General features: G+C 45.6%; 19 protein-coding genes. All 19 read left to right on the top strand.

Annotated features, from left to right (window positions below; genetic code table 11):
• Positions 1-107 precede the first annotated feature (107 nt).
• The 19 genes from flgK (at position 108) to MSG38_RS11640 (ending at position 24,230) form a co-directional block, all read left to right on the top strand.
• Entirely contained in the window at positions 108-1,988 is a 1,881-nt protein-coding gene (gene flgK, locus MSG38_RS11730; protein WP_048609562.1) for a flagellar hook-associated protein FlgK, read from the top strand.
• 9 nt (positions 1,989-1,997) lie between these two features.
• Positions 1,998-3,188, top strand: a complete 1,191-nt coding sequence (gene flgL / locus MSG38_RS11725; protein WP_248401906.1) for a flagellar hook-associated protein FlgL — start codon at positions 1,998-2,000, stop codon at positions 3,186-3,188.
• 423 nt (positions 3,189-3,611) lie between these two features.
• Positions 3,612-4,748: a flagellin gene (locus MSG38_RS11720; RefSeq protein ID WP_086774084.1), complete on the top strand. Its 1,137-nt coding sequence runs from the start codon at positions 3,612-3,614 to the stop codon at positions 4,746-4,748.
• 648 nt (positions 4,749-5,396) lie between these two features.
• Complete coding sequence (locus MSG38_RS11715; RefSeq protein ID WP_048606522.1) at positions 5,397-6,530, top strand: flagellin; 1,134 nt, start codon at positions 5,397-5,399, stop codon at positions 6,528-6,530.
• A 646-nt stretch (positions 6,531-7,176) separates the two neighbouring features.
• Positions 7,177-8,307: a flagellin gene (locus MSG38_RS11710; RefSeq protein WP_048607820.1), complete on the top strand. Its 1,131-nt coding sequence runs from the start codon at positions 7,177-7,179 to the stop codon at positions 8,305-8,307.
• A gap of 81 nt (positions 8,308-8,388) precedes the next feature.
• Positions 8,389-8,814: a flagellar protein FlaG gene (gene flaG / locus MSG38_RS11705; RefSeq protein ID WP_248401905.1), complete on the top strand. Its 426-nt coding sequence runs from the start codon at positions 8,389-8,391 to the stop codon at positions 8,812-8,814.
• 22 nt (positions 8,815-8,836) lie between these two features.
• Positions 8,837-10,864 (top strand): flagellar filament capping protein FliD, encoded by a 2,028-nt coding sequence (gene fliD, locus MSG38_RS11700; protein ID WP_248401904.1) that lies wholly within the window; start codon positions 8,837-8,839, stop codon positions 10,862-10,864.
• 3 nt (positions 10,865-10,867) lie between these two features.
• On the top strand, positions 10,868-11,173 hold the full coding sequence (locus MSG38_RS11695; RefSeq protein ID WP_248401903.1) for a flagellar protein FliT: 306 nt from the start codon (positions 10,868-10,870) through the stop codon (positions 11,171-11,173).
• Positions 11,174-11,185: 12 nt separating this feature from the next.
• Entirely contained in the window at positions 11,186-11,596 is a 411-nt protein-coding gene (fliS, locus tag MSG38_RS11690; protein WP_004736194.1) for a flagellar export chaperone FliS, read from the top strand.
• A gap of 228 nt (positions 11,597-11,824) precedes the next feature.
• Complete coding sequence (locus tag MSG38_RS11685; protein ID WP_017064122.1) at positions 11,825-13,291, top strand: sigma-54 dependent transcriptional regulator; 1,467 nt, start codon at positions 11,825-11,827, stop codon at positions 13,289-13,291.
• A 184-nt stretch (positions 13,292-13,475) separates the two neighbouring features.
• Positions 13,476-14,516, top strand: coding sequence for an ATP-binding protein (locus MSG38_RS11680; protein WP_048616105.1), 1,041 nt, complete (start codon positions 13,476-13,478; stop codon positions 14,514-14,516).
• 33 nt (positions 14,517-14,549) lie between these two features.
• Positions 14,550-15,959: a sigma-54 dependent transcriptional regulator gene (locus tag MSG38_RS11675; RefSeq protein WP_017060685.1), complete on the top strand. Its 1,410-nt coding sequence runs from the start codon at positions 14,550-14,552 to the stop codon at positions 15,957-15,959.
• Positions 15,960-16,091: 132 nt separating this feature from the next.
• Positions 16,092-16,403, top strand: a complete 312-nt coding sequence (fliE, locus tag MSG38_RS11670) for a flagellar hook-basal body complex protein FliE (protein ID WP_017060684.1) — start codon at positions 16,092-16,094, stop codon at positions 16,401-16,403.
• Positions 16,404-16,419: 16 nt separating this feature from the next.
• Positions 16,420-18,162, top strand: coding sequence for a flagellar basal-body MS-ring/collar protein FliF (fliF, locus tag MSG38_RS11665; protein ID WP_017060683.1), 1,743 nt, complete (start codon positions 16,420-16,422; stop codon positions 18,160-18,162).
• Positions 18,155-19,216, top strand: coding sequence for a flagellar motor switch protein FliG (gene fliG / locus MSG38_RS11660; RefSeq protein WP_017060682.1), 1,062 nt, complete (start codon positions 18,155-18,157; stop codon positions 19,214-19,216). Before fliF ends, fliG begins: the two co-directional genes overlap by 8 nt.
• Before the next feature lie 125 nt (positions 19,217-19,341).
• The gene (fliH, locus tag MSG38_RS11655; protein WP_017060681.1) at positions 19,342-20,142 is read left to right on the top strand and encodes a flagellar assembly protein FliH; all 801 of its coding nucleotides are present in this window, start codon (positions 19,342-19,344) and stop codon (positions 20,140-20,142) included.
• Entirely contained in the window at positions 20,142-21,461 is a 1,320-nt protein-coding gene (fliI, locus tag MSG38_RS11650; RefSeq protein ID WP_017060680.1) for a flagellar protein export ATPase FliI, read from the top strand. The genes fliH and fliI overlap by 1 nt, the downstream gene beginning before the upstream one ends.
• A gap of 19 nt (positions 21,462-21,480) precedes the next feature.
• The gene (fliJ, locus tag MSG38_RS11645; protein WP_061039271.1) at positions 21,481-21,918 is read left to right on the top strand and encodes a flagellar export protein FliJ; all 438 of its coding nucleotides are present in this window, start codon (positions 21,481-21,483) and stop codon (positions 21,916-21,918) included.
• 182 nt (positions 21,919-22,100) lie between these two features.
• Positions 22,101-24,230 carry a flagellar hook-length control protein FliK gene (locus MSG38_RS11640; RefSeq protein ID WP_248401902.1) on the top strand — a complete coding sequence of 710 codons (2,130 nt, stop codon included), beginning with the start codon at positions 22,101-22,103 and terminating at the stop codon, positions 24,228-24,230.
• The last annotated feature ends 55 nt before the right edge of the window (positions 24,231-24,285 follow it).

Below are 24,285 nucleotides of genomic sequence, written 5' to 3'. Positions count from 1 at the left end.
AAATTATTGTCTTTTAGCTCTCTGCTATCCCTATTGGCACATATATTGCTTTTTAAACTAGTAGTTAATCAGTTTATCCTGATTTTGTTAAGTTTTTTGGGGGCATTATGGCGTCGGATCTTCTGAATGTAGGGGCACAAAGTGTTCTTACTGCTCAGAGACAGCTAAACACCACAGGTCATAACATTTCTAACGCCAACACAGAGGGTTATAGCCGCCAATCTGTGATTCAAGGTGTGAATGACCCGCGTCAGTACGGTGGCCAAAGCTACGGTATGGGTGTGCATGTGGAAAATGTTCGCCGCTCTTGGGACCAATTTGCCGTCAACGAACTTAACTTATCGACAACCAATGCCGCCAATAAAGGCGACACAGAAGCGAACCTCGATATGCTGTCGAGTATGCTGTCATCGGTTGCTTCGAAGAAGATTCCAGAAAACCTTAATGAATGGTTTGATTCGGTTAAAACATTAGCCGATACACCGAATGATGTAGGTGCTCGAAAAGTTGTACTAGAAAAGGCTGGACTACTCAGCAAGACGTTAAATGAATTCCATGAAACGGTTCGTCAACAGTCTGATTCTACGAATAAAAAACTAGATATGGGTATCGAGCGAGTTAATCAACTTGCGTACGAGATCCGTGATGTTCAGCGTTTAATGATGCGAACTCCTGGCCCTCACAATGACCTACGAGATCAGCATGAAAAGTTGATTAATGAGCTTTCTGGTTACACCAAAGTAACGGTGACACCACGCTCAAATGCCGAAGGGTTTAATGTCCATATTGGTAATGGCCATACCTTGGTCTCTGGTAGTGAAGCAAGCCAATTAAAAATGGTTGATGGTTTACCCGATGCACATCAGCGCCGCCTAGCAATTGTTGAAGGTAAGTCTTTAAAACCGATCACCAGCAGTGATATCGACGGAAAAATCGGCGCCATGCTAGACATGCGTGACGAACATATCCCGGCAATCATGGATGAGCTTGGTCGTTTGGCGACCGCGTTTTCATATGAGGTCAATAGTCTTCAAGAACAAGGTTTGGATCTTAACGGCAACGTAGGTAAGGACCTGTTTACCGACGTGAACTCAGAGCTGGTGGCAAAATCTCGTGTCACGGCTAGCGGACAATCGAAAGCCGATGTTGCGGTATACATTGATGATACTTCTGCCTTAAAAGGCGGTGAGTATGGCCTGAAATATGATGGCAGTGATTATGTCGTGACTAAGCCGAACGGTGAGACCGTTAAGATGGCGACCGACTCTAGCGGTAGTGCTTTTTATCTTGATGGCATGCGAGTGGAAGTACGTAATCCTCCTGAACTAGGAGAGAAGCTGTTACTGCGTCCAACGCGCAATTTTGCTGCTCAAATACAGATGGAAACCAAAGACCCGAAAGACATTGCTGCGCAAAGTTATGAGGCATCGACCACGTTTGCCAAGGGTACAGCGGGATTCAAAATCCTAGAAGCAGGTCAACTGCGTGAGTTTGAAGTGATTGTCTCACCAAAAGGTGAGCAGTTTGCTGTGACGGATCCGAAGGGTAACATTTTAATGCAGCCTCAACCGTATCCGCCACAAGGGCCAGTGACCATCAACGGTACAACGTTTGAGCTCACACCCGGCGCGGTGGCAAACGATAAGTTTACGGCAAACCTTGTCCCATCAGAAGGTGACAACGGTAACCTGCGTAAGCTGCAAGATCTTCAAACAGGAAAGCTGTTGAATGATGGTGAGTCTACGATTTTAGACCTTTACCACAACTTGAATACTAATACGGGCTTGAAGTCTTCAACGGCAAATCGCTTGAGTGATATTGCGACGTTAGAAAAACAGTCGGCTCAAGAACGTATAGCTTCTATCTCGGGAGTAAATCTCGATGAAGAAGCGGCAAATATGATGAAATTTCAGCAAGCGTATATGGCTTCTTCACGCATCATGCAAGCAGCCAATGACACGTTTAATACTATTTTGGCTCTGAGGTAGGAAGTATAAATGTTGAATCGTATTTCTAGCTTCCATAACTATCAGTCAGTACAAAATGACTTGCGCCGCCAAGAGAACAAGGTGCATCACAACCAAGCGCAACTCGCTTCTGGTAAGAAGCTGCAGTCGCCGAGTGATGACCCGTTAGCGACGCACTATTTGCAAAACATCGGTCAACAATCAGAGCAGCTTAAGCAATATGTAGATGCGATTACTTTGGTCAGAAACCGTCTTGAGCATCATGAGGTATTGGTTTCTAACACTGAAGGCTTTGCTGATGAAGCAAAACGAACCGTGATGGAAATGATCAACGGTGCGCTTTCTCCTGAAGACCGTTTAGCGAAAAAGCGTGAGATCCAAGAGCTAGCGAATAACTTCCTGCACTTAGCCAACTCTCAAGATGAGTCGGGTAACTATACATTCGCGGGCACTAAGCCGAAGAATCAGCCTTTCTTTCGAGATAACGAAGGGAATGTGACGTATCAAGGTGATGACTACCAACGCAAGATGCGTGTGGCAAGCAGCTTTGAAATGGCGATGAATGATCCTGGCAGTAAGATGTTTATGGAAATAGACAACCCGTTCGGTGATTACGAGCCCCAATATGAGCTTGAACCTGCTTCTGAATTGCTTTTGGAACGTGCGACGAACTCAGCTGAAGATGGGTCAACGTATAAAGTAACGTTCGTTGATATGCAGACAGGAAATTATGCTTATCAACTTGAAAAAGATGGCGCAGTGGTCGCTGCGGAAGATTTTGATCCTTCGACGGGCATTGTCTACGAAGGTCTGAATATTCAACTTAAAGGTCAGATCACGAAAGGTGACTCGATCACCTTAGAGCCGAGAGAGACATTTTCTATCTTTGATACGTTTAAAGAGGCGGCTGAACAGGCTGAAAATCCAGTATCGGATGCATCGGCTACGGCGAAATTGCATCAAGTAACCGAAGAGTTCCATGCTGCGTTTATTCATTTAACCAAGGCAAGAACCGATGTTGGTGCTCGTTTAAGTACTCTGGATATTCAAGAGCAACAACATGAAGATTTTAAGTTGTCTTTAGCGAAAGCAAAAAGCAACTTTGAAGACTTGGATTACTCGAAAGCGATCATTGAGTTCAATGAAAACTCTCGAGCACTACAAGCTTCTCAACAAGCGTTTGGTAAAACCAAAGACCTGACCTTGTTTAATTATATTTGATAATTAATCAGTATTTAGTGGTGAACTAACACTCACCATTGAAGTTAGATTCTTTGCCATATGTGCTATGCCGTATGCGCGAATCACTTCAACCTTTGCCGTTTTTTTATACAGGATATCATCTGTTTGAGAATAGCGGCAAAAAGCGGCAATGGGCGAATGAAGATACTTTTTGTTCCCCAAGCCAGTTAAACCAAATCGAGTTAAGTTTTAATTTAAGTTATTGATTTTATGTATATTAAAAATTAATCAAAACAGTATTAAACTTGGCATATAACTTGTATCTGTGTTGGTCATAAAATGATTTATACAGATCTTAAACCCTGCATAGGGTTTAGCGAGTAATACACGGTCAGTGCTTATCCATATGAGAGTAAAGCTGGCCGCTTCGCAGAAACTTTGCGAACTCATAAGGAGAGCAAAATGGCTATCAATGTAAGCACTAACGTATCTGCTATGACAGCACAGCGTTACCTGAACAAAGCATCTAATGACTTAGCGACTTCTATGGAGCGTTTGTCATCGGGTCACAAGATCAACAGCGCAAAAGATGATGCAGCGGGTCTGCAAATCTCGAACCGCTTGACAGCTCAATCTCGTGGTCTTGATGTAGCAATGCGTAATGCCAATGACGGTATTTCAATTGCTCAAACCGCAGAAGGCGCGATGAACGAATCAACCAACGTATTACAACGTATGCGTGACCTAGCGATTCAATCATCAAACGGCACTAACTCTCCGGCGGAGCGTACGGCACTGAACGAAGAGTCAATGGCACTTCAAGATGAGCTTAACCGTATCGCTGAGACAACGTCTTTTGGTGGCCGTCGTCTATTGAACGGTTCATTTGGTGAAGCATCGTTCCAGATTGGTTCTAACTCTGGTGAAGCGATGATCATGGCTCTGACGAGCATTCGTGCCGATGACTTCCGCATGGGTGGTACAACGTTTGATTCTGAAAACGGCAAAGACAAGAGCTGGGAAGTGCCTGCACAAGCTCGCGATCTTAAGTTCGAATTCAGAACCAAAGCGGGTGAAGACATTGTTTTAGACATCAATACCAAAGCGGGCGATGATATCGAAGAGCTTGCGACTTACATTAATGGTCAGTCTGACCTTGTGAACGCATCGGTTACTGATGATGGTCGCATTCAATTGTTCGTTGCTGAGCCTGACCTTGAAGGGGCTATGTCTATCTCTGGTGGTCTAGCGTCTGAGCTAGGTATTAAGAGTGAAGGCCGCGCAACCTCTGTTCAAGATGTTAGCTTAACCAGCGTTGCGGGTTCACAGAACGCAATCAGCGTGATTGATTCTGCAATGAAGTACGTGGATTCACAGCGTGCTGATTTGGGTGCAAAACAGAACCGTCTAAGCCACAGTATTAATAACTTGGCAAACGTACAAGAGAACGTAGACGCTTCAAACAGCCGAATCAAAGATACGGACTTTGCGAAAGAGACGACGCAAATGACCAAATCACAAATTCTGCAACAAGCAGGTACTTCAATACTTGCTCAAGCAAAACAGTTGCCTAACTCTGCGATGTCACTATTGCAATAGTTATTGGTTGAACTTGCTGCTCGTGTTCAGACGTGAGCCATGCAGCAAGGGAAACTGGCAAGCATACTTACTATTGAGTGTTTAGCTCTCTCATCTCTCACCTGCTATCCATTTTTACAGTAAGAATGCAACGGCAAGTCGGAAATGTGTTCATTTCTCGATGATCTCCACACAGGCTCTGACGCGCCAACTAGCCCCGGTTCTCTCAAAGGAAAAGGGGCTTTTTCCTTTCTGTATTTCTTGTTTTTGCAATTTATTTTCCTGCGAATTTTCTCGCTCTACCTTTCTCAAATCTCTATTTGACGGTTCTTCTTCACTACAAATAATGTCATCTATTACACAAGATCTGCCTAAGCCAGAGATCTTTGGCGATTGATCATTTCTCCACCTTGAGCCATTTAGACTGCGATTCGTACATTTTTTGAACAGGCTAAGATCTTTTTCCAATTGAAATCTATCGCTGCATTAGAAAATGATGAGAATTAAGCTTTTGATAAATAATAAATTAATAATTTTTTTGTGGTTTTTTGAAAGTTTTTCTAAAGCTTCTGATTTTCGCGCCGTTATTAAAAGTAACTTTGAGAGAACTACTTGGTTTTCCGAGACGTCGGAAACCGCTATACCGGAAAATCAATTGGAGAAATCACCATGGCAGTGAATGTAAATACAAACGTTTCAGCGATGACAGCGCAACGTTACCTAAACAACGCAAACAGCGCACAACAAACATCAATGGAGCGTCTAGCTTCAGGCTCAAAAATCAACAGCGCAAAAGATGACGCTGCGGGCCTACAAATCTCGAACCGTTTGAACGTTCAGAGCCGCGGCCTTGATGTTGCTGTACGTAACGCGAACGACGGTATCTCAATTGCACAAACTGCTGAAGGTGCAATGAACGAGACAACTAACATCCTGCAACGTATGCGTGATTTGTCTCTACAATCTTCAAACGGCTCAAACTCAAAATCTGAGCGTGTAGCGATTCAAGAAGAAGTAACAGCACTGAACGACGAACTAAACCGTATCGCGGAAACGACGTCTTTTGGTGGTAACAAGCTGCTTAACGGTACTCATGGTACTAAATCATTCCAAATCGGTGCGGACAACGGTGAAGCGGTAATGCTTCAACTGAAAGACATGCGCTCTGATAACGCTCAGATGGGTGGTAAGAGCTACCAAACTGAGAACGCGAAAGATAAAGATTGGAACGTTCAAGCAGGCTCTAACGACCTAAAAATGTCGTTCACTGATAACTTCGGTCAAGCCCAAGAAATCGACATCAGCGCAAAAGCGGGTGACGACATCGAAGAGCTAGCAACTTACATCAATGGTCAACAAGACTCTGTTAAAGCGTCTGTAACTGAAGACGGTAAGCTACAAATGTTTACTGGTAACAACAAAGTTGAAGGCGAAGTAGCATTCTCTGGCAGCCTTGCTGGTGAACTAGGCATGCAACCTGGCAAAGATGTAACGGTTGATACTATCGACGTAACATCAGTTGGCGGCGCACAAGAATCTGTAGCAGTAATCGATGCGGCACTTAAGTACGTAGACAGCCACCGTGCTGAACTGGGTGCTTTCCAAAACCGTTTCGACCACGCTATCAGCAACTTAGACAACATTAACGAGAACGTTAACGCATCTAAGAGCCGTATTAAAGATACCGATTTCGCGAAAGAAACGACTCAGATGACTAAGTCTCAGATCCTTTCTCAAGCTTCAAGCTCGATTCTTGCTCAAGCGAAGCAAGCTCCGAACTCGGCACTTAGCCTACTAGGTTAATCGATTGAAAGGCCACGTTGACTATGTGTTGTTGATCATAAGCGTTAACGTTAGGCTTCCACAAATTAGCTCGTGGTGAGAGATGAGCGCTAAACAGACCCAGCTTCGGCTGGGTTTTTTATTGCCTGTAATTTGGCGAAGGTGTATTTGAAAAAGTGCAATGTTGGTAAGCAGGAGCAAAAGCGAGATTCCCTATCGCGTTCGTTCCTCCCTGTAGGGAATGACGGGGTTGGGTTGTGGAGACTGTATAGCTGCTTTGGCAAGGTTAGATCGAGTAAATAATTACTCAGATTTAAACAATAGTTTTCAATCGTCATTCCAGAACCGAGTAGAACGAGGTATCAGGGATCTGCTTTGGTTTTTATGTGCAAGTCGACACTTATAAATGAGCGAGGATAAGAAACTTTAACGAATGCTGCTCTATTAATTGAAGGCTGATCACACTTTTCTTTGTTGTTGAAAAGAATACGAAAAAAATCGCATTTTTTATTAAAGCTTCTAATTAAGGGGCCGTTAAAGGGATTGAGAGAAATGATATGTACCAATGTAAGGTGAGAGAGACAGTGGTGCATAAACAAATTGACATGTATTTGTGTGAGGTGAGAGTCACATAAGTGCATTAAAAAATGCCTAAAGGAGATCAACTATGGCGATTAATGTAAACACTAATGTGTCTGCAATGACGGCTCAGCGCTACCTGAATAGCGCGGCTGAAGGTACTCAAAAATCAATGGAGCGTTTGTCTTCTGGCTATAAAATCAATAGCGCAAAAGATGATGCTGCAGGCCTACAAATCTCTAACCGCTTAACGTCGCAAAGCCGTGGCCTAGATATGGCTGTGAAAAACGCGAATGACGGTATCTCTATTGCACAGACAGCTGAAGGTGCAATGAATGAGTCAACCAACATTCTGCAACGTATGCGTGACCTTTCTCTTCAATCTTCAAATGGTTCAAACAGCAAATCTGAACGTGTTGCGATCCAAGAAGAAGTATCTGCTCTAAACACAGAACTTAACCGTATTGCTGAGACGACCTCTTTTGGTGGTAACAGGCTTCTTAACGGTACTTACGGTAGCCAATCTTTCCAAATCGGCGCAGACTCCGGTGAAGCTGTAATCCTTTCTATGAGCAACATGCGTACTGACACTCAAGACATGGGTGGCAAGAGCTACGGCGTAGAAGAAGGCAAAGATGCTTCTTGGCGTGTAGGTGCTGGTGCTGATCTAACGATTAAGTACAATGATAAGTTTGGTGAAGCTCAAGAGTTGTCTATTTCTGCGAAAGAAGGCAACGATATCGAAGAGCTAGCAACTTACATCAATGGTCAAAGCCAAGACGTTAAAGCGTCTGTGGGTGAAGGCGGCAAACTGCAACTTTTCGCTTCAAGCCAAAAAGTTGAAGGTGATGTTGAGTTTGGCGGCAGCCTTGCGGGCGAACTAGGTATCGGTGCTGGTAAAGACGTTACCGTTAACGATATCGACGTAACTTCTGTTGCAGGTGCAAACGAAGCAGTATCTATCATTGATGGTGCTCTAAAATCTGTTGATAGCCAACGTGCTTCTTTAGGTGCTTTCCAAAACCGTTTTGACCACGCAATCAGCAACTTAGACAACATCAACGAAAACGTTAATGCGTCTAAGAGCCGTATCAAAGATACCGATTACGCGAAAGAAACAACGGCTATGACGAAGTCTCAAATCCTACAACAGGCGAGTACTTCTATCCTAGCTCAAGCAAAACAGTCACCATCAGCAGCTCTAAGCTTATTGGGCTAAACTTACCTCGGTAAGTAGCGGTAAACTCTACTCTGGGTAGAGTTTTACTGTTTGGCTCATAAAGGAGGGAGGGAGAGTGTTATGGAAATATCATCCAACGCATCGAACATCCAGCCTTATGGCTCACCTAATGGCATTAAAATTGCAAGCGATGAAGGTAGTAGTGCGTCGAGTATTTCGCGACTAAAAGAAGCAACATCTTATGACAAGGTAGAGCAATCGAAAGAGGAAGCTACCGAAGCAGCGATTCAATTAGCTCAACATAGACAAGAGTTAAATGATGAAGAGCGAGTCAAAATGGTGGAGAAGGTAAACGAGTTTATCTCCTCTCTCAATAAAGGTGTGGCGTTTAAGGTCGATGAAGAATCTGGGAGAGATGTGGTTACCATTTATGAGACCACAACCGGTGATATTATTCGCCAGATCCCTGATGAAGAAATGCTTGAAATTCTAAGACGCCTAGCAGCCCAAAACTCGAATAGTCGAATATTTGAGGTGAAGGTTTAAGTCGTATTATTGAGGTGATTTAATGAGTTTTGGCCCAATGGGGATTTCGTCTGGCATGGATATCAATTCCATGGTCAGCAAAATTGTTGATTCGGAGCGTGTACCTAAACAGCAACGAATCGACAATGAACGAACGCGAATCGATACCAGCATTAGTGCCTATGGAAGACTCAGAGAATCCCTTGATTCGATGAAAAACCTGATGTCAAACTTTCGTCAGGAAAAAGCTTTTGCTGTGCGAACAGTCGAAAGTACCGATGAAGGTCTTGTCTCTGCAACCGCGACTACCGAAGCGATCGCTGGCAAATATGCCATCGATGTGTTGCAGCTTGCCCAAAGCCATAAAGTGGCTTCTGATGTACTGTCAGAGGACATGAAATTTGGCCCAGGTAAGCTGCAGGTTTCGCTTGGTGATGACAGCTTTGATGTGCAAGTTGGCGACAGATCGAGACTTATCGAAGTTGTTCGTAGTATCAACGGTGCAGATAGCAACCCAGGCGTTCGTGCATCTATTATCAACGATGTCGAAGGTCCAAGACTTATTATTGCCTCGAACCAGTCTGGTTCAGATCAGCAGATCAGCATTAATGTTGAGTCAGATGCTGCCAATCCCTTAAAAAAACTCGAATACAAAACGCTTGAAGAACGTGTTAAAGCGCTAGAGAAAGCGCGCGTTGCTGCTCAAGATATTCTAGCTCTAACCCCCGCAGGAAAAGCCGTCGAACTCATCGATGAAGTGATCGCTAGCGATGACCCAAATGCGAATGAAACACTCGATAAAGATGGTAATATCATCCCAGCAGCCCAAACCGATTCTACTTCAGATGTTGACGGAGACTCTCAAAGTCTCAGCTACGGTGAGCAAGCCGCAGCCGACGGCCAAGCTGCCCTAGACGCAGCTCAAGCGGCAAAGTCGGTGATGCCTGAAGATAATATCCCTGGCTGGACTGAAACCGCGTCAGGTACGCTTTTAGATTCTTACTACACACCAGAACTTGAGCTTGATGAAAAAGCGATAGAGAAGGCACCCGATGTGCCGGGGTGGTCAAATGCTGCCTCAGGTACTCTGACCGATTCATACGTGACACCGAAAGAAGCCCAACAAAAGCTTGAGGCTGAGCAAGCGCGTATCGAAGAGAAGATCTCACAAGAAAAAGCGGAGTTGGCTGAGAAAGTTCAAAAAGGCGAACTCACCGCAGAACAAGCCAAGAAAATTGAGCGTGCTAAATTAGAACCTGAAGAGCGTGAGCTTTTAGAGAAGGTCGATAAAGCGCAAGCAGACCTTGAACAAGCACAGCAATCTTTTGATACCTATAGTGGTATGACTGAAGTTCAGGCTGGCCAAGATTCTATGGTTGTCCTAGATGGTGTTGCTCAGCTCTCTAGTAATAACAATGTGATTGAAGATGCCGTTGAAGGTATTGATATTACGGTGAAAGGAAAAACGCCAAAAGATAAGCCGCCGGCAGAAATTGGTGTGGAGTACGACCGTAACAGTGTTCGCCAAGATATCGAATCCTTTGTGAGCTCTTATAACCAATTCTATCAAGTGTCGAAAGACCTCGCGGGTGTTGATCCAACAACCGGTCAAAAAGGCCCGCTTTCTGGTGACAGTACAGTGCGTAACGCCGACTCTAGACTGAAAGGGGTGTTCTCATCAAGTATCGAAGGTGCGCCAGACAACCTTAAGTCTTTGACTGAATTCGGTATCACCACCACAAGACAAGGCTCGCTAGAAATCAACTACGACATGCTTGATCGTCAACTCAACAACAACTTCGATAAGTTGGGTGAGTTCTTTGGTGGCAATAACGGTTTCGCCAAAAAAGTGGAAGATGCGATTCAAGGTATCACAGGTATTACGGGTTCAATCCGTACTAGAGAGAAGAGCTTGGTCGAGCAAAACTACCGCTTGGTTGATGACCAAAGCGCGCTCGACCGCCGTATGGACAGCCTAGAGAGCCGTACCCACTCTAAATTCACAGCCATGCAAGATGCGACCAGTAAGATGCAATCTCAGCTGGGCAGTATGATGAATGCGTTGGGCTAATAGATGAATAGCCAGCTACAAGAGCTTTGTGAACTCGATCAACTAATTATCTCTAAACTGGAATTTAGTGAAATTAATGCTGAAGAAATAGCGCAGCTTGTCGATAACAGAGAACAGTTATTGCAAAACGCGCTTCAAATAATCGACTCACATCCCGACGTTAAGCAAAGTTCTGAATGGTTTGAAGCCATTACCAGAACCAGAAAATTAGTCGAATTGATGCAGTCTGAGACGAGTCGAGTAGGTAAAACCCTGCACAAATACCGTCACGGTGCTAAATCAGTTCAACAATACAAAAAGTTTTTATAGAAGAGGTTTACTATGCGCGGTTCTTTACAGGCATATAAAAAGGTATCAGTGGATAGTCAGCTAACGGCTGCCTCACCGCATAAGATTGTTCAAATGCTAATGGCCGGTGCTATTGAGCGTTTGATTCAAGGTAAAGCGGCAATGCAAGCAGGCAATATCCCAGTGAAAGGTGAGCGACTTGGTAAGGCTCTAGATATCATTATTAGCCTACGTAGTTGCCTATCTATGGACGATGGTGGCGATATTGCGAAAAACCTAGATCAACTTTATGAGTTCATGATCACGCAAATTTCTGCGGCAAATCACAAAAATGACCCACAGCCTATTGATGATGTTATCGATATTATTCGCGAAATTAAGAGCGCTTGGGACCAAATTCCGAACGAATATCACAACTTGACGTCCGCTGACGTAGGTATTTAAAGAAAAATTGCAGTTTTAACCAATCTCATATCCCTTAATTGGTTGGTTGCCTTATTTTTTTAATCAAATAAAATAGAAGCCATTAGATAGCCTAATGGCTTTTTTCGTTGCTGATTTCCTAAATTTGTCCACGTAGACCGTAATCGTTGATACTTTTCACTGTTTTATAGACTACGTTGCTCACCGTTTTTCCGCATCGCACCAAAATAAAGGCAATAATTCCTACTTATGCAAGGTTTGGCAAAACTGCTTGTCGTCGACGATAACGCTCAAGATCGTCACAATTTAAGCACAATATTAGAGTTTGTAGGAGAGAGCTGCGAAGTAATCAGCTCTGAACAAGCACGTAAAGTTGATTGGTCACTACAGTGGGCCGGCTGCATTATTGGCACCATTAAAGGTAAAGGCTTCAACGCATTACTGAATGAGAAGCTTGTTCACGCCAATCACATCCCTTTACTGGTGATTGGCAAAAACAATCACCCGGTTGACGAGTTGACTAACTATGTTGGTGAGCTTGAACTTCCTCTTAACTACCCGCAATTAAGTGATGCATTAAGACACTGTAAAGATTTCTTAGGCCGCAAAGGTGTTCAAGTTGTGTCTTCGGCACGCAAGAACACACTGTTTCGCAGCCTAGTAGGACAAAGTGCTGGCATTCAAGAAGTACGTCACTTAATTGAACAAGTCTCTTCTACGGAAGCGAACGTGCTGATTCTTGGTGAATCTGGTACAGGCAAAGAAGTCGTAGCGCGTAACATTCACTATCACTCTAAACGTCGTTCAGGGCCTTTTGTTCCTGTAAACTGTGGCGCGATTCCACCTGATTTGCTTGAAAGTGAACTGTTTGGTCATGAGAAGGGCGCATTTACTGGGGCGATTACCGCACGTAAAGGCCGTTTTGAATTGGCTGAAGGTGGCACACTGTTTCTTGATGAAATTGGCGATATGCCGATGGCTATGCAAGTTAAACTGCTACGAGTACTGCAAGAACGATGCTTTGAGCGTGTAGGTGGCAACAGCACCATACAAGCTGATGTTCGAGTGATTGCGGCAACGCACCGCAACCTTGAAGATATGATCGACGATGATTCGTTCCGTGAAGACCTTTACTACCGCTTGAATGTATTCCCGATTGAAATGCCTGCGCTTCAAGATCGCAAAGAGGACATTCCACTGTTGCTTCAAGAGCTGATGACTCGAATGGAAGCGGAAGGCAGCATGCCTATCTGTTTCACGGCTCGTGCTATCAACTCTTTGATGGAGCATTACTGGCCAGGTAACGTTCGTGAACTAGCGAACCTGGTTGAACGAATGGTTATCTTGTATCCAAACAGCTTGGTTGATGTGAATCACCTGCCAACTAAATATCGATACAGCGATATCCCTGAGTTCCAGCCAGAGTTTAATAGTTTTGGATCTGAAGAGGAGCAAGAGCGTGATGCACTCGCTGACTTATTCTCAGAAGATTTCAGCTTTGATCAGCAAGATGATATTGCCGACAATGCCAATGCTCCTCAAGAGTTACCGCCAGAAGGGGTTAACTTGAAAGAGCTCCTCGCGGATATGGAAGTGAATATGATCAATCAAGCGTTGGAAGCGCAGGGCGGTATTGTTGCTCGTGCTGCTGACATGCTTGGAATGCGTAGAACCACTCTGGTTGAAAAAATGCGTAAATATAACTTGCAGCGCTAGTGCCCAGTTTTCGATGAAAACGAAAAACTAGCACACACTTTTTAGCTATTTGGTAACTCTAGCTAAGTGAACAGATAAACCATAGTCGAGTTGTTGCTTGCTTAACTATGTGATAAATATAGCAAATAGCCTGACTCGTGTTGTACGTCTCAGGCTGTTTTAGTATTTGAGGCAAATTTTTGACATGCACGTATCTAACGAACCAGAAAATCAATCACACCTAGATTCTGTTGAACAACAGGTTGAGCGCTATAAGCAAGTACTCGACGTGATGCCAGCAGGGGTCATCTTGTTAGATACACACGGCGAAGTGAGAGAAGCGAACCCTGAAGCGCACCGTATTCTTGGTGTTGAGTTGGTTGGCGAGAAGTGGTTTTCAGTGATTCAAAGTGCCTTCGACCCAAAAGACGATGACGGTCATGAGATCTCATTGAAGAATGGGCGAAAAGTACGTTTGGCGATTTCAGCCTCTACCACGGGTCAGCTGATTTTGATTACCGATTTGACCGAGACCCGACTCTTGCAGTCTCGCGTGAGTGATCTTCAGCGTTTGTCTTCATTAGGCAGAATGGTGGCCTCGCTTGCCCATCAGGTGCGAACGCCGCTTTCAAGTGCGATGCTGTATGCATCAAATCTTGCCGCGCCAAACCTGCCGCCGGCAACAAAAACGCGTTTTCAATCTAAGCTTATGGATAGATTACATGACTTAGAGAAGCAAGTGAATGACATGCTGTTGTTTGCCAAAGGTGGTGACAACAAAGTAGTTAAGCCATTTACAGTGTCTGAATTGATCACCGAATTTCACCCTATGGTGGAAGCGGCATTGAAAACCAACCAGATTGATTATTGCCAGGAAGTTGAAGGCGAACAGACTCAAATGTTTGGCAACGCCAACGCTATCGCCTCAGCGTTAAGCAACCTAGTGTTGAATGCGGTTCAAATTGCGGGCAAGGAATCGCAGATCGATGTGTTTTTTAGGCCCGTAAACGGCGAGCTTAAGATATCAGTGCAAGACAGTGGTCCCGGCGTACCGAAAGAGCTTCAAGGTAAAATTATGGAACCCTTCTTTACCACTCGTTCGCAAGGTACAGGTCTAGGCTTAGCGGTTGTACAAATGGTATGTCGAGCACATGAAGGCCGACTGGAATTGATATCAGAAGAAGGCGACGGCGCATGCTTTACCATGTGTCTACCGCTTGAAAGAAGTGCTTCTTCTGAAGACTAATAAGTTTTAACTGAATTTACACTGGAGAATCCTATGGCTCAAAGCAAAGTGTTAATCGTCGAAGATGATGAAGGTCTACGCGAAGCCCTTGTCGACACTCTCGCGCTTGCTGGCTATGAATGGCTGGAAGCGGATTGTGCGGAAGATGCTCTGGTCAAATTAAAATCGAACTCCGTTGATATTGTCGTATCTGACGTGCAGATGGCGGGCATGGGTGGCTTGGCGCTATTGAGAAACATCAAGCAGCATTGGCCAAATTTGCCGGTATTGCTAATGACAGCGTACGCCAACATCGAAGATGCCGTTGCTGCAATGAAAGAGGGCGCTATCGACTACATGGCAAAGCCATTTGCGCCGGAAGTACTGCTCAACATGGTCAGCCGTTATGCGCCTGTAAAGTCGGACGACAATGGCGACGCTATCGTTGCTGATGAAAAAAGTATCAAGCTAATGATGCTGGCTGATAAAGTTGCGAAAACCGATGCCAATGTCATGGTGTTAGGCCCGAGTGGTTCTGGTAAAGAGGTGATGTCTCGCTACATTCACAATGCCTCTAGCCGAAAAGATGGCCCGTTTGTCGCGATTAATTGCGCGGCGATACCTGACAACATGTTAGAAGCGACTCTGTTTGGCTATGAAAAAGGTGCATTTACTGGCGCTATTCAAGCTTGCCCGGGGAAATTCGAGCAAGCACAGGGCGGTACGATTCTGTTGGATGAGATCAGTGAGATGGATCTTAGCCTACAAGCCAAACTACTGCGTGTTTTGCAAGAGCGCGAAGTTGAGCGATTAGGTAGCCGTAAGAGCATCAAATTGGATGTTCGTGTATTAGCGACCAGTAACCGTGACCTTAAACAGTATGTTTCTGAAGGGAATTTCCGTGAGGATTTATACTACCGCTTGAATGTATTCCCAATTTCTTGGCCACCACTGTGTGAGCGTAAAGGCGATATTGAGCCTTTAGCCAAACACCTAGTGGAGCGTCATTGCACCAAACTTGGTATGCCTGTACCGGTTATGTCAGCGCAAGCGATCAGCAAACTAGTCAATTATCCGTGGCCGGGCAATGTTCGCGAATTAGACAATGTGGTACAGCGTGCGTTAATATTGAGCGAACAAGAGAACATCTCTGGTGAGCATATCCTTCTTGAAGGTGTCGATTGGCAAGACGCAAGCAGCCTACAACAAATCGTCGAAGGCAGTGACGTAGCTGCGCCAGAAATCAAGCCTATTGCTGAAGCAAACCCAATCAATAAAATCGCGGCTAGCAGCGAAGGGTTAGGTAATGAGCTTAGAGATCAAGAGTATGCGATCATTCTTGAAACCCTGATTGCATGTAATGGTCGACGCAAAGATATGGCTGAAAAACTGGGCATTAGCCCTCGTACACTGCGTTACAAATTGGCTAAAATGCGCGATGCTGGAATAGATATCCCAAACTGAGGATAGATTAGTAGTGTCAGCTTTCTGACTAGTGTAATACGATATCTAGTCAATTTAATGTGTGGCACGCTAATTGCTCTGTCAATAATATAGCTAAATAGATGGTCATAATTTTGACTCCTGAGGTAGTAGATGAGAATAGATGGTTTACAAGGCGAAATGCAGGCGATGATGGTCGAAGCTGCCAGCGCGCGTCCCGCAGCAACGGGGCAAGCGGTCGGTGCAGATTTTGGCAACATGCTGACTAACGCCATCAATAATGTGAACTCATTACAAAAGACCTCAGGTGATCTTCAAGCTCGTTTTGATAGTGGCGACCAAAGCGTATCCCTATCGGACGTGATGATTGCTCGTAATAAATCTAGTGTGGCTTTTGAGGCGACGATCCAAATTAGAAATAAATTGGTCGAATCGTACAAAGAGCTGATGAATATGCCGGTATAAGTTGGGTAGTTAAATAGTGGCAGATAATAGTCAAACAACAGATTTAACCGTAAGCGATAGCAACGACCACGCACTGATTGCAGGCTCTGAGCTAGACGGAGAAGGGCAAAATCCCGATCTAGGTGAACGCAGTTCATCGAAGTTCGATATGGCTGTCGGTGATCTCGATTTACTTCGCCAGGTCGTCTTAGTCCTTTCTATCTCTATCTGTGTAGCGCTGATTGTGATGCTGTTTTTCTGGGTGAAAGAGCCAGAAATGCGTCCATTAGGGGCTTACGAAACAGAAGAATTGATCCCCGTTCTTGATTACTTAGATCTGCAAAAGATCGATTACACGCTTGAAGGCAATACCATCTCAGTACCGGCGAGTGAGTACAACTCATTGAAGCTTAATATGGTACGAGCGGGTTTGAACCAAGAGCGAAACGCGGGTGATGACATCCTCATGCAAGACATGGGTTTTGGTGTATCACAACGCTTAGAGCAAGAACGCCTTAAATTAAGTCGTGAAAGACAACTTGCCAAAGCCATTGAGCAGATGAAACAGGTGCGTAAAGCTCAGGTTTTATTGGCCCTGCCGAAGCAGAGTGTTTTTGTACGTCATAATCAAGAAGCTTCCGCTTCCGTATTCCTAACCCTCAAAACCGGTACTAATCTCAAGCAGCAAGAAGTTGATTCTGTTGTGGATATGGTGGCAAGTGCTGTTCCGGGAATGAAGACCTCACGTATTACGGTGACCGATCAGCATGGCCGATTGTTGAGCTCAGGCTCTCAAGACCCTATGTCAGCGGCGCGTCGTAAAGAACACGAGTTAGAGCGCAATCAAGAACAAGCGCTGCGTGAAAAAATTGACTCTATCCTGATTCCTATTCTTGGGTTTGGTAACTACACCGCTCAGGTTGATATCCAGCTCGATTTCAGTGCTGTGGAGCAAACCAGAAAACGTTTTGATCCGAACACACCAGCGACTCGAAGTGAATACACCTTAGAAGATTACAACAATGGCAATACGGTGGCGGGTATTCCGGGTGCGTTGAGTAACCAGCCTCCAGCGGATGCCTCAATTCCACAAGATGTGGCTCAGATGAAAGACGGCGCGATGACAGGCCAAGGCTCTGTTCACAAAGAAGCGACCCGAAACTTTGAGCTAGACACCACCATCAGTCATGAACGTAAACAGAGCGGCACGGTTAATCGCCAGACGGTTTCTGTTGCGATCAAAGACCGTCAATCCTTGAACCCAGATACGGGTGAAGTGGTTCATACTCCGATCCCGGCGAGCGAGATCAATGCGATTCGCCAAGTATTGATTGGTACGGTGGGCTTTGATGAAACTCGTGGTGATTTGCTCAACGTATTAAGCATGCAGTTTGCACCTCAAGTAACAGATGTTGTTGCTGATGTACCAATCTGGGAGCATCCAAACTTCAATGATTGGGTTCGTTGGTTTGCAAGTGCGTTGGTTATTATTGTGGTGGTGTTGGTACTTGTTCGCCCTGCAATGAAGAAACTGCTTAACCCAGCAGCAGACAACGATGAACAGATGTACGGCCCTGATGGTATGCCAATTGGTGCCGACGGCGAAACCAGCTTAATTGGTGGTGATATTGAAGGTGGTGAGCTGTTTGAATTTGGTTCAAGCATCGACTTACCAAACCTTCATAAAGACGAGGACGTGCTGAAAGCAGTACGTGCACTTGTAGCGAATGAACCAGAGCTAGCAGCTCAAGTAGTTAAGAATTGGATGGTAGATGGCTAACGAAATAGTTCCACAACAAACTGAAGGCGGTGAAGTGCTTGATGTCTCTAGCGTGGATATCGGCTCTATCTCAGGCGATGAGCGCGCTGCGATCTTGTTGCTCAGTTTAAATGAAGAAGACGCTGCTGGTATTATTCGTCACCTAGAGCCAAAGCAGGTTCAGCGTGTGGGTAGTGCGATGGCGCGAGCTACAGACCTATCCCAAGAGAAAGTAGGCGCAGTGCACCGTGCTTTCTTAGATGATATTCAGAAGTACACCAACATTGGTATGGGCAGTGAAGACTTCATGCGTAATGCGTTAGTTGCTGCTCTGGGTGAAGACAAGGCAAACAATCTTGTTGACCAAATCCTTCTCGGCACAGGTTCGAAAGGTTTGGATTCGCTTAAGTGGATGGATCCTCGTCAGGTGGCGAGCATTATCATCAACGAGCACCCTCAAATTCAAACCATTGTTTTGTCGTACCTCGATGCCGATCAATCGGCTGAGATCTTGTCTCAGTTCCCAGAGCGAGTTCGTCTGGATCTGATGATGCGTATTGCCAACCTTGAAGAAGTTCAACCTTCGGCGCTTGCTGAACTGAACGAAATCATGGAGAAACAGTTCGCGGGTCAAGCGGGTGCTCAAGCAGCTAAAATTGGTGGCCTGAAAGCCGCGGCTGAGATCATGAACTACATGGATAACAACGTGGAAGGCGTCTTGATGGATCAAATCCGTGACCAAGACGAAGACATGGCAACGCAGATTCAAGATCTGATGTTTGTCTTTGAAAACCTTATTGAAGTTGATGACCAAGGTGTTCAACGTCTACTACGTGATGTTCCACAAGACATTCTACAGAAAGCACTTAAAGGTGCCGATGAAGGTCTACGTGAGAAGATCTTCAAGAACATGTCTAAACGTGCTGCCGATATGATGAGAGACGATATTGAGGCGATGCCGCCAGTCAAAGTCTCTGATGTTGAAGCGGCTCAGAAAGAGATTTTGGGTATCGCGAGGAAGATGGCAGACAGTGGCGAAATTATGCTGTCTGGTGGCGCCGACGAGTTCCTTTAATACAGAAACCTCAAAAGCCCCACACTGTTGGGGCTTTTCTTTATCCAATCTCGAACCACAGATTAACTCAGTTTAACTGCTTGAATTCACAATACAGTTAAGCTCACTCATAGATAGGTACTGATATGTCAGGTGATAGAAAACGCGGCTTCCTTCGCCCTGAAGAAGATAATACGGTTGCCCAACCTCAGAAATGGGGGCTGCCTGACTACACCTCTGACGTGAGCAAACAAGCCAAAGAAACCGCTTTTAACTACGACCCTAGTTGGATGCCAACGGTTGAAGAAGCCATTGAAGATGAAGAGCTGGTTCTGACTGAAGAGCAAATCGAGCTGATTAAACAAGGTGCTTATCAGGAAGGACTGCATCAAGGCCAAGAGGCGGGCTTTAAGCAAGGTTATGAAAAAGGCAAAGAAGAAGGTTTTGCCGCGGGTCACGAAGAAGGCAACGAAGCCGGCAAGCTTGAAGGCGTAACCGCGGGTCAAGAATACATTCAACAACAAGTCGCCGTCTTCATGGGACTGGCAAACCAGTTCGCTCAACCATTAGAGCTGATGAACGCTCAGGTGGAGAAGCAATTGGTCGACATGGTGCTTACCATGGTCAAAGAAGTGGTTCATGTTGAAGTGCAAACCAACCCACAAATCATATTAGATACCGTTAAAGAATCGGTAGAGTCGTTGCCGATCTCTGGTCACGCAATCACATTGAAGCTTAACCCAGAAGATGTGGCGATCATTCGCTCTGCGTATGGTGAAACTGAGTTGGATTGCCGTAATTGGACGCTGGTCGCAGAGCCAGCACTCAACCGTGGTGATGTACAAATTGAAGCGGGTGAGTCGAGCGTTAACTACCGCATGGAAGATCGCGTGAAAAACGTCATTCAAAACTTCTGTGGCGCAAACCGTCACCAGGGTCATGAGTAATGCTTGAATTAGCGAACCGTCTCAGTCAATACAAAGTCGAAGGACTAAAATCGCGACCGATTGCCTCAGGTAAGTTAGTACGTGTTGTTGGCTTAACCCTTGAAGCGACCGGCTGTAAAGCGCCAATCGGCAGTTTGTGTTTAGTGGAAACCATGTCTGGTCAGATGGAAGCCGAAGTCGTCGGTTTCTCTGGTGATAACCTATTTTTGATGCCGAGTGAGCAAATCACCGGGATCTTACCTGGCGCTCGTGTCACACCAATGACTACTGAAAGTGGTATCCCTGTCGGAATGGAACTGCTCGGTCGAGTGATTGACGGCGTCGGTAATCCACTCGACGGGTTAGGTCCAATCTATACCGAGCAACGCGCTTCCTTTAATGCTGAGCCAATCAACCCGTTAGCTCGTAAACCGATTTCTGAACCACTCGATGTCGGCTTGAAAGCCATTAATGGTTTGCTAACCGTGGGTAAAGGGCAACGTATCGGCCTGTTTGCAGGTTCTGGTGTGGGTAAGTCGGTCACGCTTGGGATGATGACTCGAGGCACTACTGCGCAAGTGGTTGTTGTTGGCTTAATCGGTGAGCGTGGACGAGAAGTTAAAGAGTTTATTGAAGAAATTCTTGGTGAAGATGGCCGTAAGCGTTCGGTTGTTGTGGCCGCTCCTGCGGACTCATCACCATTGATGCGCTTAAAAGGCTGTCAAACTGCCCTAGCTGTCGCCGAGTATTTCCGCGACCAAGGCTTAGATGTTCTGCTACTCATGGATTCATTGACCCGTTTTGCTCAGGCTCAGCGTGAAATTGCTCTGTCTGTGGGTGAGCCGCCAGCAACCAAAGGTTATCCGCCATCAGTCTTCGCTAAGCTTCCAGCGCTGGTGGAACGAGCAGGTAACGGCAATGATGAACAAGGTTCTATCACGGCTTTCTTTACCGTGTTAACCGAAGGTGATGACTTACAAGATCCGATTGCGGATGCGTCGCGAGCGATTCTCGATGGTCACGTTGTGTTATCGCGTGAAATGGCCGATGCGGGTCACTACCCAGCGATTGATGTCGAGAAATCCGTCAGTCGTGTTATGCCGCAAATTACCACTGAAGAACATGTCTTGATGTCGAAAGCGGTAAGGCAAGTGCTGTCTATCTGCCGTAAAAACCAAGATTTGGTTTCGATTGGAGCTTACAAACCAGGAACGGATCCAGCAATCGATAGTGCCTTCACGTTGAAGCCAAAACTGGATGAGTATTTGCAGCAGAAGATGAAAGAGACCGTCCCATACGACATGTGCGTCAACATGTTGAAGCATGTATTGGGTGGCTAACGAGTGAATAAGATTAGTCATGGATAACGCATTAGAATTTTTGCTCGACCAAGCCAAAGATCAAGAGAACCAAGCTGTACTTGCGCTCAACAAAGCGAACTCTGAGCTGCAAGGTTACTATGAGCAAGTTGCGCAGATTGAAAAGTATCGACTGGATTACTGTCAGCAGCTCGTTGACCGCGGCAAGGCTGGTTTAACGGCGAGCCAATATGGTCACTTGAACCGCTTCTTAACTCAGTTGGATGAGACATTATCCAAACAGAGAGAAGCCGAGCACCACTTTAAAAATCAAGTCGATAACTGCCAAAACTACTGGATGGAGTTACGCAAAAAACGTAAATCTTACGAGTGGTTGATGGAGAAAAAGCAGAAAGAAAAAGCAAAGATGCAAGATCGAAGAGAACAAAAGCAAATGGATGAGTTCTCGACTCTGTTATACAGCCGAAAGAAGATGTGATCCTAAGCCACGAATGACGTAGGTGCTGTTCTTGATATTGTGAAAACCGAACTTATAGGCATGTTTCTTGCTCCGTTTTATATAAAATTGCGCGTTATGCCCACCAAAGGCATGAAAAGCATCCGACTTTCTTTTTGTTGCCTGATTCATGGCAGCAAAGCTAGTAGATAGAGCTTGTATATATGAATGTTAGCCTTTCCTCAAATTCAGCGACCAACAAAACGTCATCGTTGTTGGACACCGGTTCTGCCTCTTCCAAGGTAGAAGAAACCGGCGACTCTAAAGGTTTCTTTGAGTCCTTTAAAGAAGCGCTTGGCTTTGAAGAAAGTGGCAGTAAAGCCGCAGAAAAAGACACAGAAAGCACCACGAAACCTGATACTAAACAGGCCTCTACCGAAGGTGAAGCGTCAGCCAAAACGAACAAAGGTGATTCCGCTGAATCAAAGGCTACTGACGAAGTGAGCGAAGCGCAAAGCAAGCAAGTAGCTTCAGAAGTAGAAGGCGAGAAAGCTGCTGATAAAACATCAGCAGAGGCTGCGTCTGGATCTGAGGCTCAGCTCAAAGCCAATTCGGGCACTGATAGCACTGTCGCTGATAAAACTGTCGAAGATAAGGCAAATGGTAAAGATGCGCAGGCTACGACTAACGATTCTAAAGAACAGGTTGCTCAATCCCAAACTCAGGGTTCATCAACGGTAGATGGTGCTACGCAGGCATCGCAAGCCAATGCAGCGATGAGTGAAGGTAATAAATTGCTTGGTCAATTGGACGAGGCAAACAAAACTCTAAATCAAGCGCCAAACGGCAAAGGCTTGCCTCAGCAAGGTCAGGCAGATCAAGCCCAAGGTAATATCACCGGTGCTTCTGTTGCAGGAGCTTCCGTTACCGATAAGGCGACACAACAAGCTAAGGCTGAAAATCAAGAGAAGAGCCTTGAAGTCGATTCTGAAATCGCTGTACTTACCGGAGGTAAGGGTGTTTCTCAGCTGACTGATGCTGAAATTCGACAGTTAATGGATAAAGGCGTCACTCCAGAACAAATTGAAGCCAGTATGAGCCGAGAGCTGAGCCAAAAGAATGCTGCTAGTGCGGTTACTGCCGATCAGAGCCAAGCATTGTCAGCCGCGGATATTGAACTGGCAAAGCAAGTAGATGCCCATACCAAAGCGCTAAACCAATTGAATGGACAAATCGAATCAGAGCAGTCTGTTGTCGATAGCTTGCTTGAGAAGCAACAAAGTGGTGCTAAGTTGACGGTTGATGAGCAAGCCGCTTTGGCTAAAGCGACCTCTAACCTAGACTTATTGAATCAACAGCTCACTAACGTTCAACAGCAAGCAACGGCTTTGCTAAGTCAAGCTCCGGCTGTGAACAGCGCGCCCGGTGAACCCGCTGCTATTGATTGGGATAATACGGATTCAAGCGAAATTAAAGCCTTAGCAGCGGCTGCATCAACAGCCGCTGTAGCGACGGCGGCACAACAAGTGTCAGCGCAGGCCGCTTCTCAATCAGCAAACAATGCTCTTACGGATAAGGCGGCAATGCTGCACGCCAATAATGCACATGCAGCCCAACAGGCCGCAGCTCAACAAGCTAATGTGGCTTCACCTCAGCAGCAAGCAACGTTGGATCCAGCTTTAACCGCGCAAGGAATGGCGATGAATGCAACGCCAGCTGCCACAAAAGCAGGCTCGACTGATACGCTTCTTAAAGCGGGCGCCGGTGCAGCAGCACTGTCTGGTTTGGGTAAAGCGGGTGCTAAAGAAGATTCTAAAGATTCAACCTTTGCTCAGCAGATCGCTTCTGCGGCTGGTGCACAAGGTACAGCCACGGTGGGTTCAGCACCCACGCGAGCTGAAATTCAAGCTGCTCAACAAGCGCCTTTACAGCTCACCAAAGAGCTAGCCAATGAGCAGGTCGCGGAAAAAGTCCAAATGATGATGTCTAAGAACCTCAAGAACTTGGACATTCGTCTCGACCCACCAGAGCTAGGTCAGATGAAAATCCGCATGACCATGAATAATGACGTGGCAAACGTGCACTTTACGGTGAGTAATCAGCAAGCGAGAGATGTGATTGAACAAACCTTACCTCGCTTGAGAGAGATGCTTGCTCAACAAGGTCTGCAGCTTGCCGATTCGTCTGTTCAACAACAGAACTCCGGTCAGGGACAAGATAGATACAACAATGGTGAGCAACAATCCGGCGCTAACCGCACAAATGATACGCAAGGTGATGAAAACCTTGATAGTGGCAGCAATCTTGAATTGAATGTCGCATCAAAGCGTGATGGAATTAGTTATTATGCCTAATATCAGGCTAAGAACGCTTAGTTAATAGAAAAAACCAGTTAATCGAAAGAACAGG

Source organism: Vibrio sp. 1CM24A, assembly GCF_023161725.1.
Classification (GTDB): Bacteria; Pseudomonadota; Gammaproteobacteria; order Enterobacterales; family Vibrionaceae; genus Vibrio; species Vibrio coralliirubri.
This window is presented reverse-complemented; position numbering and strand designations above follow the sequence as displayed.

Excerpts from the sequence above, each read along its gene's own strand:
- flgK (WP_048609562.1), top strand. The coding sequence starts at position 108 with ATGGCGTCGGATCTTCTGAATGTAGGGGCACAAAGTGTTCTTACTGCT.
- flgL (WP_248401906.1), top strand. The coding sequence starts at position 1,998 with ATGTTGAATCGTATTTCTAGCTTCCATAACTATCAGTCAGTACAAAAT.
- MSG38_RS11720 (WP_086774084.1), top strand. The coding sequence starts at position 3,612 with ATGGCTATCAATGTAAGCACTAACGTATCTGCTATGACAGCACAGCGT.
- MSG38_RS11715 (WP_048606522.1), top strand. The coding sequence starts at position 5,397 with ATGGCAGTGAATGTAAATACAAACGTTTCAGCGATGACAGCGCAACGT.
- MSG38_RS11710 (WP_048607820.1), top strand. The coding sequence starts at position 7,177 with ATGGCGATTAATGTAAACACTAATGTGTCTGCAATGACGGCTCAGCGC.
- flaG (WP_248401905.1), top strand. The coding sequence starts at position 8,389 with ATGGAAATATCATCCAACGCATCGAACATCCAGCCTTATGGCTCACCT.
- fliD (WP_248401904.1), top strand. The coding sequence starts at position 8,837 with ATGAGTTTTGGCCCAATGGGGATTTCGTCTGGCATGGATATCAATTCC.
- MSG38_RS11695 (WP_248401903.1), top strand. The coding sequence starts at position 10,868 with ATGAATAGCCAGCTACAAGAGCTTTGTGAACTCGATCAACTAATTATC.
- fliS (WP_004736194.1), top strand. The coding sequence starts at position 11,186 with ATGCGCGGTTCTTTACAGGCATATAAAAAGGTATCAGTGGATAGTCAG.
- MSG38_RS11685 (WP_017064122.1), top strand. The coding sequence starts at position 11,825 with ATGCAAGGTTTGGCAAAACTGCTTGTCGTCGACGATAACGCTCAAGAT.
- MSG38_RS11680 (WP_048616105.1), top strand. The coding sequence starts at position 13,476 with ATGCACGTATCTAACGAACCAGAAAATCAATCACACCTAGATTCTGTT.
- MSG38_RS11675 (WP_017060685.1), top strand. The coding sequence starts at position 14,550 with ATGGCTCAAAGCAAAGTGTTAATCGTCGAAGATGATGAAGGTCTACGC.
- fliE (WP_017060684.1), top strand. The coding sequence starts at position 16,092 with ATGAGAATAGATGGTTTACAAGGCGAAATGCAGGCGATGATGGTCGAA.
- fliG (WP_017060682.1), top strand. The coding sequence starts at position 18,155 with ATGGCTAACGAAATAGTTCCACAACAAACTGAAGGCGGTGAAGTGCTT.
- fliH (WP_017060681.1), top strand. The coding sequence starts at position 19,342 with ATGTCAGGTGATAGAAAACGCGGCTTCCTTCGCCCTGAAGAAGATAAT.
- fliI (WP_017060680.1), top strand. The coding sequence starts at position 20,142 with ATGCTTGAATTAGCGAACCGTCTCAGTCAATACAAAGTCGAAGGACTA.
- fliJ (WP_061039271.1), top strand. The coding sequence starts at position 21,481 with ATGGATAACGCATTAGAATTTTTGCTCGACCAAGCCAAAGATCAAGAG.
- MSG38_RS11640 (WP_248401902.1), top strand. The coding sequence starts at position 22,101 with ATGAATGTTAGCCTTTCCTCAAATTCAGCGACCAACAAAACGTCATCG.